Source organism: Archangium sp. (assembly GCF_036388035.1).
Taxonomy (GTDB): Bacteria; Myxococcota; Myxococcia; order Myxococcales; family Myxococcaceae; genus Archangium.
The window spans coordinates 1-4227 of the sequence record NZ_DASVSO010000455.1 but is presented as its reverse complement, the minus strand read 5'-3'; the positions used below and the strand labels follow the sequence as shown (position 1 = coordinate 4227).

Sequence of the window (4227 nt, the reverse complement as noted above, 5' to 3'; positions counted from 1 at the left end):
CGTCACGCTCAGCGACGAGGAGGCGCGGCGCCGTCGCACACAGAAGACGATCAACGAGCGCCGGGCACCGCCCACCTTCGACGTGGTGGTGGAGATGGTGAGCCGCGACGAGGTGCTGGTGCACCGCGACACCGCCCAGTCGGTGGACCGGCTGCTGGCGGGCGAGGACGTGGGCGGCGAGCGGCGCCAGCTCGTCGAGGGCCAGGTGGAGGTGAAGGCCGAGCCCAAGGCGGTGGCCCCGCTGCCGGCACCGGCCGCCGCCGCGCCCGCTCGCGAGTCCTCGCGGCTCGGGCCGAAGCGCCAGCCCGGCCTGCGTCAGGGCACCTCGCGCATCTACGCCCACGCGGCCAGCCGGGATCTGCTCGAGCGGGTGCTGAGAGACATTGGGGCGGACGCGCGCGTGGTGGGCCGCCTGGAGAACGCGGACCTCATCCTCACGCTGCGCTCGCGCGCCAATGATCCGAAGCTGCGCAAGGTGTCGGAGAAGACGGGCGCGCGCGTGCTGGCCATCAAGCGCAACAGCTCGTCGGAGATGCGCCGGGTGCTGCGCGATGCCTTCCTCATCGCCGAGGGCGTAGACGAGGAGCAGGTGCGCGAGGCGGTGCTGGAGGCCGAGCACGCCATCCAGCGCGTGCTGAGCGAGAGCGTGGTGGTGCCGCTGGCCCCGAGGCCGCCCCGGCTGCGCAAGCTGCAGCACCGGCTCGTCTCGCGCTACCACCTGGAGACGGTGAGCCACGGCAGCGAGCCCCAGCGCCACCTCATCATCTATCCGCTCGGGGCCCTGGTGGACATGCCCCAGGGCCGGGACATCGAGATGGAGGGAGAAGAGGAGAGCGCGGGGGGGCACTGAGGCCGGGCTCCCCCTCCGCTCTCCCCGGTGAAGTGGGCCGCTCAGGCGCCCATGTGCGGCTTCTCACCCGTCTTGTCCTGCGGCCGCTCCTCGCCCATTCGCGAGGTTTCCTGGGACGCCTCCGGGGGCCGCACTCGCACCCGGTTGTGGACGTCGTGCACCCCGCGCACGCTGGCGGCGAGGTCCTCGATGGCGCGCTTCTCCCAGCGCTCCTCCACCCGGCCGCTCAGGGTCACCTCGCCGTCCTTGACGGTGACCTCCACGTCCCCCACGTCGACGGGGCCCTGCATGAGCTGCTCGCAGACGTCCTCGCGGATGCGGTCGTCCGCGCGCTGGTAGCCCCGCGGCGGCCGGGCCGGGCCGCGCCGGGCCTCGGTCCTCTCCAGCAACGCGTCGTAGCTGCCGGGCCGGTAGCCGCGCTGGTAGCTGCCCAGGCCTGCGAGGCCTCCCTGGTTGTAGCCGCGCGCGGCGCCGCCGCTGAAGTTGTAGCCCGGGCGGCCCTCGTCGCCGGTCCGGGTACCCTCGTCGCGCACCGGCCGGTCCATCCGCCGCGCACGCACCGGATACCGCGGCCCCTCGCCTACGTTGTCGTCATCACGCCGTGCCATCGTGGACTCCTCTCCTGTCGGGTGAGTGGGGCGCTGCCTCACGAGTGCAGCGTCCGGCCTCCCTGCTGCGAGCCCCGGTTCTCGTCCCTGCGCTCCTGGCCCGGCTGCTCGCGCGCGACGCGGATCTCGTTGGTGACCTCGGTCACGCCGAGCACCTCCTCGGCCAGGTCCTCGATGGCGCGCTTCTCATCGCGGCTCTTCACCGTGCCGGTGAGGGTGACCTCGCCCTTCTCCACCCGGACGTCCACGTCATCGGCATCCATCCAGGCCTGCATCAGCCGCTCGCAGAGATCCTCGCGGATGCGCTCGTCCGAGCGCTGGTAGCTGCGCGGTCCACGGCCCCGCCGGGGCAGCTCGGGCGAGCGCTCGGAGGAGCCATAGGCACCCCGTAGGCCGTCGGCGCCGAAGCCGTGGCCCATCTCGAAGTCCCGGTCGCCCCGGTCGCGCGTGGGGCTCGTGGAGTAGCCGGTGCGTGGGCGCTGCTCCATGTACGAGGACTGCACGCGCGGGGGCTCGTAGTCCGCGTCGCCGAAACCGCGAGTGCCGTAGCCCCGGTCGCGGCCCTGGTCCTGGCTCCAGCCCTGGCCCCAGCCGTAGCGCTGGTAGTCCTCGCCGCCGCCCGTCTGGCCCGGGTCCCCGGCCCCCAGCCCGTACTGGCCCCGGTCCCAGCGGTCGGTGTCATACGGCTGGGTGAGCGGGGCGCCGCGGGAGCTCCGGGCGCCGTAGCGATCGAAGTCGCCCCGGGTCCGCTCGCGCGTCATCTCGCCCCAGAAGCCCTCGCCGAACCCATCTCCCGTGCCGCCCGCGGGACGGTACCCCGGGCTGCCCCGCATCAGCCCGCCGCGGTGGTACTCCTCGCGGCTGTCCTGGTCGAAGCGTCCGCGATCCTCGTCGCCGCCGTACTCGTAGCCCCGGCCGTAGCGATCCGCGTCTCGCTCACCGACGTAGCCGCCCATGCCCCGGCCGGTGCGCTCGGTGGCCATGTCCCGGCCGAAGCGGTCGAGATCTCCGCGGCCCGTGCCGTCACGATCCTCGTCACGTGAGCGGCCCATGTCGCGCGCCTCCCGCCGCCCCATGTCACGTCCTCGATCGTCGCCCCGGCCCTGCCACTCCCCGTACCGCCGCCTGTCCGCCATCGCCGCCTCCTTGGGGTTGAGTAGCCAGAGGGTCGTACTGGCTCCCACCCGCGGCAAGAGGGCGTCGGCACATGCCGCTCGGCTATCCCTCCCCGCTGGCGGAGGACTCCGCCCACCACTCGAACCAGGTGCGCCGGGCCACCCAGGCGATTGCCAAGGACACGACGCCGAGCAGCCCCAATTCGAGCCCCTCGGGGTGACGCACCGCACAGGCGCCGACGAGCAGGCCCGCTAGCAAGATGAGGACCGTGGACAGTCCCTGGTGGAAGCGGGCGACGTCCGTGCGCGGCCAGGTGTCGTCTCCCGCACGCGCCCGCCGTCCCATGGCCACCAGGCCCCGGGCCACCGCCAGCAGGAAGAGCGCGTAGCCGGAAGCGAACAGCACCTCGACGTGGAGGTTCATGGCCCGGGCTCCACCTGCGGCGGAGAGCATCCACTGTGCGATGGCCCGGGGCGCGGGAGTGTCGGGGAGGTGAATCGCCTCGGGCCGGGCCCGCTCAGCTCGCCGGACGTCGCGGGCGGGCCAGGCCCAGCACCACCAACCCGGTGAGGGACAGGGCCCCGCCCACGACGCAGACGCCGCTCCAGCCCCAGCGGCTCCAGGCGAGGCTGCCCAGCCAGGCCCCCGTGGCGCCGCCCACGAAGTACGTCACCATGTAGACGGTGTTGAGGCGGTTGCGGGCCTCGGGGCGCAGCGCGTAGACGCGCGTCTGGTTGGAGATGTGGTTGGCCTGCGCGCCCAGGTCCAGGAGGATGACGCCGAGCGCGATGCCCCACAGCCACTGGCCGAGCAGCCCGAGCACGACGAAGGACGCGAGCAGGATGCCGATGGCGAAGACGTTGATGCGCCGGTCCCCGCGCACGTCGGCGTAGCGCCCCACCAGCGGCGCGGCGACGGCGCCCGCCACGCCCACCACCCCGAAGAGTCCCGCCACCTGGGGCCCGTAGTGCTGGGGCATGGACTGGAGGTAGAGCGCCAGCGTGGCCCAGAAGGCACTGAAGCCGCCGAAGGTGAGCGCGCCCAGCACCGAGTGCAGCCGCAGCACGGGCTCCTCGCGCACGAGCCCTCCCAGCGAGCGCAGCAGGGCCGGGTAGGGCAGGGTGGCGCTGGCCGGCTGGCTCGGCAGCGCGAGCCGCAGCACCCCGGCCAGCAGGAGCATCAGCCCCGCGGCGAGCCAGAACATCGCGCGCCAGCCGAGCCGCACGCCGAGGAAGCCCGCGGCGGTGCGCGACAGGAGGATGCCGATGAGCAGCCCGCTCATCACCGTGCCCACCACGCGGCCCCGCTCGGGCGCGGGAGCCAGGTGCGCCGCGAAGGGCACCAGCAGCTGGGGCACCACCGTCATCACCCCCACCAGCCCGCTGGCGGCCACCATCCACGGCAGGCTCGGCGCCAGCGCCACGCCCATCAGCGCGAGGCTCACCAGCACCGTGGTGAGGACGATGGTGCGCCGCCGCTCCAGGCTGTCGCCGAGGGGGACGATGAGCAGCAGCCCCAGGGCGTAGCCCACCTGGGAGGCGGTGGGGATGAGCCCCAGCGCGCCATCCGTGGCGTGGAACGTCCGCCCGATGTCTCCGAGCAGGGGCTGGTGGTAGTAGAGGTTCGCGACGGCCAGGCCCGCCGCGGCCGCCA

Annotated in this window: 5 protein-coding genes; 1 reads left to right on the top strand and 4 read right to left on the bottom strand. The window is 73.6% G+C overall.

Annotated elements, in window-relative coordinates:
• Positions 1-850, top strand: an 850-nt coding sequence (locus tag VF697_RS18365; protein WP_331096748.1) for a R3H domain-containing nucleic acid-binding protein, incomplete at its 5' end; no start/stop codon positions are given.
• A gap of 41 nt (positions 851-891) precedes the next feature.
• On the opposite strand, the gene VF697_RS18360 is transcribed toward VF697_RS18365, so the two are convergent.
• The 4 genes from VF697_RS18360 to VF697_RS18345 all read right to left on the bottom strand — a co-directional run.
• Positions 892-1458: a BON domain-containing protein gene (locus tag VF697_RS18360; RefSeq protein WP_331096746.1), complete on the bottom strand. Its 567-nt coding sequence runs from the start codon at positions 1456-1458 to the stop codon at positions 892-894.
• 38 nt (positions 1459-1496) lie between these two features.
• Positions 1497-2510 carry a BON domain-containing protein gene (locus VF697_RS18355; protein ID WP_331096744.1) on the bottom strand — a complete coding sequence of 338 codons (1014 nt, stop codon included), beginning with the start codon at positions 2508-2510 and terminating at the stop codon, positions 1497-1499.
• Between the two features lie 166 nt (positions 2511-2676).
• On the bottom strand, positions 2677-2997 hold the full coding sequence (locus VF697_RS18350) for a hypothetical protein (RefSeq protein ID WP_331096742.1): 321 nt from the start codon (positions 2995-2997) through the stop codon (positions 2677-2679).
• 94 nt (positions 2998-3091) lie between these two features.
• On the bottom strand, positions 3092-4227 hold a 1136-nt coding region (locus VF697_RS18345), incomplete at its 5' end, for an MFS transporter (protein ID WP_331096740.1).

Excerpts from the sequence above, each read along its gene's own strand:
- VF697_RS18360 (WP_331096746.1), bottom strand. The coding sequence starts at position 1,458 with ATGGCACGGCGTGATGACGACAACGTAGGCGAGGGGCCGCGGTATCCG.
- VF697_RS18355 (WP_331096744.1), bottom strand. The coding sequence starts at position 2,510 with ATGGGCCGCTCACGTGACGAGGATCGTGACGGCACGGGCCGCGGAGAT.
- VF697_RS18350 (WP_331096742.1), bottom strand. The coding sequence starts at position 2,997 with ATGAACCTCCACGTCGAGGTGCTGTTCGCTTCCGGCTACGCGCTCTTC.